The organism is Streptomyces laculatispora (assembly GCF_017353455.1).
GTDB lineage: Bacteria > Actinomycetota > Actinomycetes > Streptomycetales > Streptomycetaceae > Streptomyces > Streptomyces laculatispora.
Genome location: NZ_JAFMPZ010000517.1, coordinates 1 through 5,533, shown reverse-complemented (window position 1 = coordinate 5,533; position 5,533 = coordinate 1). Strand labels below are relative to the sequence as shown.

Genomic DNA, 5,533 nt, shown 5'->3' with positions numbered 1-5,533 from the left:
CCGCCGCCCGCAGCGACTCCACGAAGCCGGAGAGCGGTTCGCCGTGCAGCTGGAGGGCGATGCGGCGGCCCTCGACGCCCTCCGCCAGGAGCCGTTCCAGCACTTCCGCCATGGACTCGGAGGCGGGCGACCACGCCTCCATCAGCCCGGCGGCCCGGACCGCGCCCTTGACCTTGGGGCCGCGGGCCAGCAGCTCGACGCCGCGCAGCCGGTCCAGCAGCTGGGCCCCGATGCCCCAGCCGTCGGCGGCCTCGATCCAGCCCCGGAAGCCGATCGCGGTGGTGGCGAGGACCACGTCCGGGGCGCTCTCGATGAGGTCCCTGGTGGCGGCGTGGAGTTCGCTGTCGTCGGCGAGCGGCACGGTCCGCATGGCGGGGGCGTGCACCACGGTGGCGCCCCGCCGCCGCAGCAGCGTGGCGAGTTCGTCCGCCCGGCGCGCGGCGGTGACGCCGACCGTGAAGCCCGCGAGGGGCCCGTGCTGTTCGTCGTCGCGCATATGGTCTACCCGGCTCTCGTCCCGCTGCTGCTCGATGGTGCGGAGGACCGACCCTGCCAACGATGCGTGACAGGCTCGGTTCGCCCGTATTTCCCGCCCGTTACGTCACCCGACACCGTGCGGTCATCATCACACCCGGCATGGCTGAGCCGGGGCTTCGCCGGGAGGGCCGCGGTGCGGCGAAGGTATACCGCCCAGGTCACCGCGGAACAGGCCCCGTAGAGCACGAGGAAGGTCCGCAAGGCCGCCGTTCCGGTGCCCGAGGTCCGGAAGGACTGCCGGAAGGCGAGGTTGATGCCGAGCCCGCCGAGTGCGCCGACCGCGCCGACGAGCCCCCGCGGTCGGGATCAGGAAGAACGTACCGGCCGGGTCCACCCCGTACTCCGGCCCCGTGAACAGGACCATCACCGGCCGCAGGGTCCAGACCCAAGCGCGCGTTCCGGCTTGGTGCCGTGAGGTGAGCGGTGCGCAGCCTTGCTCTCACCGGGCCGGTGCCGGCCCGGTGAGGGCGGTCACCGCCGGTGCGGTCCCGGGGTCCCGGCCGGTTCCGGTGTGCCGCGTCCGGCGGCCCGCTTCCCGGTCCGCTTCGGTGCGCCGTTGGGCCAGAGCCGGGGCCGCCGCTTCGCCGCCACGTCCTCGACCCAGCCGACCGCGACGATCATCACCCCTATCAGGGGCCAGATCAGGATCAGCACGAGCACGTCGTACGACGCGTCGATGTACGTGTCGAGGTGGTCGCCGACCCACGGGATGTTCCACAGCTGGTCGATGATCGGCATCGTCGCCATGAGCAGCAGGTTGTGCCAGAGGTAGATCGTCACGGCCCGGTTGTTGGCCAGGGTGATCGGGCTGTCCCAGCCGGCCAGCCGGCCGGGCAGTTCCTTCCACGAGGGCGCGTACTGGAGCAGGATCGCGCAGAAGCCGAGTGACCAGGTGGCCTGGGCGAGCGGGATCTCGTCCAGGTTCCAGCCCTCCTCGGTGAGGTGCCCGGACGCCCACCAGAGGGCGAAGGCCATGAGGAGCGCGGCCGAGGAGACCGAGATGTAGCGCGGAATCCTGCGCAGCAGCCCGTCGTTGTGGGCGAAGCCCAGGATCCAGCAGGAGCCGAACGTGCCGAAGTCGACGAGCGCCTCGCCCGTCGCCCCGGGAACGGCCACCAGACCGGTGCCGATGACGGCGGTGAGGCCGATCGGCGCGAGCAGCGTCACCCAGGGCAGTCTGCGGAACGCCTTCAGCAGCAGCGGTGAGGCCAGGACGAACCAGAGGTAGGCGCGGATGTACCAGAGCGGGCCCGCCGCCTGCTCGGCCCACGACAGTTCGAGGAAGCCGCCTTCAGAACCGCTCTCCCAGGGGTACGGCGGCGAGCCGATCGGCAGGATGTAGCAGCCCAGCTTGAGGAACCACCAGATGCCCTCCTCCCGCACCGGCTTGAGGCCCATCACGAACATCATCGGTACGACGAGGGCGGCGAACGCCCACATCGGCGGCAGCAGCCTGCGCAGCCGGCCGCGCAGGACGCTCCAGGCGGGCCGGGCCAGCGACCGGGCCATCAGGGAGCCGGCCAGGGCGAACATCACGCCCATGGACGGGAACAGGATGGTCAGCCAGGCCCAGCCGAACAGGTGGTAGACGACGACACGGACCAGCGCGACCGCACGGAGCAGGTCGAGATAGCGGTCGCGGCCGCCCGCCTTCGGCGCGGTGGCCGCCGGCTCCTTCGCGGGAGCGGGCACCGCCGCCCCGGCCTCGGGGGGCAGCGCGTACCGGACGTCGGCGGGCGCCCACTGCTGCTGCGTGGGGAACGGCACCGTGTGCGGCTCCCCGGGCGGCTGCTGCGGGTAGGCCGAGGGGTGGCTCGGGTGGGTCATGCGACGGGCCTCCGGTCATTGCTGCTGCCTCGCCGCTGGCTCGGCATAGAGCCGGGCGCCTCCACGGCGCCGGTGCGGCGCAGCTTCTGCCAGCGCAGCCGGCCGCCGGTGAGAGCGGTGATCCAGGACTGAAGCAGCACCACGTACATGAGCTGCCGGTAGAGGATCTGCTGGAGGGGCAGCGAGATCAGATACGTCATGCGTTCCCGGTCGAGCCGGAAGGCGTACGCGGCGCAGACGGCCTGCACCGCCAGGACGCCGAGCCAGGCGACGACCGTCTTCTGGGTGGGGCCGAAGACGAGTCCGTACAGCAGGAAGACGTCGATGAGGGGCGCGAGCAGCGGGGCGACGACCATGAACAGGGCGACGAACGGCAGCCCGACGCGTCCGAAGCGGCCGGAAGGCCCGCGGTCGAGGACCGCGCGGCGGTGCTTCCAGATGGCCTGCATCGTGCCGTACGACCACCGGTAGCGCTGGGACCACAGCTGCTGCACGGACTCCGGCGCCTCGGTCCAGGCGCGGGCGTTCTCCGCGTACACGACGCGCCAGCCGTCCCGGTGCAGGGCCATCGTGACGTCGGTGTCCTCGGCGAGGGTGTCCTCGCTCATGCCGCCGATCCGGTCCAGCGCGTCGCGGCGGAACGCCCCGACCGCGCCGGGGATGGTGGGCATGCAGCGCAGCAGGTCGTACATCCGGCGGTCGAGGTTGAAGCCCATCACGTACTCGATGTGCTGCCAGGCCCCGATCATCGAGTCCCGGTTGCCGACCTTGGCGTTGCCCGCGACGGCCCCGACCCGCGGATCGGCGAAGGGCTGCACGAGCTCGCGGACGGTGGCCGGCTCGAAGACCGTGTCGCCGTCCATCATCACGATGATGTCGTGGCGGGCGTGCGCGATGCCGTTGTTGAGGGCTGCGGGCTTCCCGGCGTTGCGCTGGCGCACCACCCGTACGTCCGGCAGCCACATCGCCTCGACGATGTCCGCGGTGCCGTCCGTGGAGCCGTCGTCGATGACGATGACTTCGACCGGATAGTCACTTGCCACCAGGGAGCGCACCGTGTTGGCGATGCACTCGCGTTCGTTGTACGCGGGCACCAGGACGGTCACCGGGCGGGTGACCGGCTCACCCCAACTGAAGTCCCGTTTGCGGACCCGGCGCGCGTGCACGAAGGAGAGCAGCAGCATCAGCCCGAAGCGGGTCAGGACCAGCACCCCGATGACGGCGAGACCGACCGCCATCACATCGGTGATGTGCTCCGAGACGTCGACGGCGTGGACGAACGCCTTGCCCTTCCAGAGCGCGAGGCCGGTGACCGGGGTGTGCGCGCTGGGGGCGCCGAGGGCGTCGGTGAGGTTGGCGAACTCGTACCCCGTGTCCTGCATCCTGGGCAGGAAGTGGCCGAGCGCGGCCACGGTCTGGGACCGGTCGCCGCCCGAGTCGTGCATCAGGACGATGGCGCCCTTGCCGTCCTTCGGTGTGGCGTTCTTGCTGATGACGCCGACACCGGGGCGCTTCCAGTCCTCGCTGTCGGTGTTGTTGACGACGGTGAGGTAGCCGCGGCTGCCGATGTACTCGGTGACCGGCCAGGACTTGTCGTCCATGGCGTCGGCGAACGAGGAGTACGGCGGCCGGAACAGCGAGGTACGAATTCCGGCCGCGCCCGCCAGCACCAGCTGGTTCTGCGAGAGCTCCCAGTCGATGCGGGCGTGGGACTGGTAGGAGAGGTCGGGGTGGTTGAAGGTGTGCAGCCCGACCTCGTGCCCCTCCTCGACCATGCGCTTCACCAGCTCGGGATAGCGCGAGGCCATGGTGCCGGTGACGAAGAAGACGGCGTGCGCGTCGTACTCCTTGAGCTTGTCGAGCACGCGCGGGGTCCACACCGGGTCGGGGCCGTCGTCGAAGGTCAGCACGATGCGGTGATCCGGGATGCGCAGGGTCTTGGCGGGCTCGGTCGCGCTGCGCGCGTCGATGACCGGTCCGCCTTCGAGGACCTGCTCGGGCACCTGGTCGGTGGCCGCCGGTGGCTGAATCCGGTGGTCGGCGAGGATTTCGCTGTGCACGTAGCCGCGCAGCATCAGCATGGCGAGCAGGGCGACGAGGAGCAGGAACGGCAGCAGATAGCGCATGGGGAGCCTGCGCCGCCGGGTCTGCTTCTTGCGATTGTGCCTGCCCCGTGTGACGGGGGTGGTCATTTACTTGGCGCCTTCTTGCTCTTGCACAGGAGGTTCCGAGGACTCGACGGGCGGTGCCGCGGTGTCCGGCGGCGGTGTCCCGGGATCGGCGGGAGGCGTCCCGGTACTGGTGGGCAGGGTCGAGACCGAGCTTTCGGCGGTCGGCGCGGTGGCATCACCGCCGCTGATCTGGGTCCGGTCCCCGGCCGGTACGACGGGACCCGGCGGCGAGGAGCCGGCGTCGGGCACCGAGGCTCCGGCGGCGGCGGAGCTGCCCGGTACCGGGGCGCTGCTCCCGTCCACCGGGGCGGACTGCGAGGAGCCGGCCGTCGCACCGGGTGTGACCGGGATGCCCACGCTCTCGCCCGGCGCGGGAGGCACCTGTACCTCTTCCGCCTTCGGGTGCTCGTCCTGGCCGGAAAGCGGCAGGAACGGAGCGCTGGAGTTGCCGCCGAGGACGGCGCCGACGAGCGTCACCGCGAAGCAGACGCAGACCGCGGCGATCACCCAGCCGAACCGCCGGAGCGTCTTGCTCCGCCGCCCGCTCTCGTCGACGAAAACAGGGCCGTCGGAGCCATCCGGAGCGCCGGGTTCCGGGAGCAGCTCAGAGAGCTGCCGTCCCAGACCGTCGAGTTGGATGGTGACTTCGTTCGGCTCGTGTGTGTGCCCCGCATGGGCACCTTCACGCCAAGTTTCCACTGTTGTACGCACTTCCCCCACTCAGGATCGGGTGCGCGCAAATGACCGGTTGTGTATCGCCGGACCGGGCCCCCACCCTGCCCAAGCGCCCCCTACCACAGCGCACCCGGACGATGAATGTAGCGCACGCCGAGGACGCTCCGACCCTACTGTCCGGTGTTGTTCATCGTGAGACATACATCTGTTCCGACTTCGAGGCGTACCGCCGAACTGCACGCCGGTGCGCGCGCTCCCACGCGCCCCTTCATGGCCGGCCGGCCATCGGGGCAGAAAAAAACGAGGACCCCGTTGCCGGTGGC

The 5,533-nt window shown here is 70.8% G+C and carries 4 protein-coding genes and 1 pseudogene; all 5 read right to left on the bottom strand.

Going from position 1 to position 5,533, the window contains the following annotated elements:
* Positions 1-556: uroporphyrinogen-III synthase (locus J1C73_RS27100; RefSeq protein ID WP_372446744.1), on the bottom strand; the 556-nt coding region annotated here is incomplete at its 3' end.
* 77 nt (positions 557-633) lie between these two features.
* Positions 634-831, bottom strand: a pseudogene (locus tag J1C73_RS35205) (MFS transporter); the annotation flags it as partial.
* Positions 832-1,008: 177 nt separating this feature from the next.
* On the bottom strand, positions 1,009-2,364 hold the full coding sequence (locus J1C73_RS27095) for an acyltransferase family protein (protein WP_207318692.1): 1,356 nt from the start codon (positions 2,362-2,364) through the stop codon (positions 1,009-1,011).
* Positions 2,361-4,556 carry a bifunctional polysaccharide deacetylase/glycosyltransferase family 2 protein gene (locus J1C73_RS27090; RefSeq protein ID WP_207318691.1) on the bottom strand — a complete coding sequence of 732 codons (2,196 nt, stop codon included), beginning with the start codon at positions 4,554-4,556 and terminating at the stop codon, positions 2,361-2,363. Before J1C73_RS27090 ends, J1C73_RS27095 begins: the two co-directional genes overlap by 4 nt.
* Positions 4,557-5,234 (bottom strand): hypothetical protein, encoded by a 678-nt coding sequence (locus J1C73_RS27085; protein WP_207318690.1) that lies wholly within the window; start codon positions 5,232-5,234, stop codon positions 4,557-4,559.
* Between the last annotated feature and the right edge of the window lie 299 nt (positions 5,235-5,533).

Bases quoted from the DNA above. Each gene is read 5' to 3' on its own strand.
- J1C73_RS27095 (WP_207318692.1), bottom strand. From the start codon at position 2,364: ATGACCCACCCGAGCCACCCCTCGGCCTACCCGCAGCAGCCGCCCGGG.
- J1C73_RS27090 (WP_207318691.1), bottom strand. From the start codon at position 4,556: ATGACCACCCCCGTCACACGGGGCAGGCACAATCGCAAGAAGCAGACC.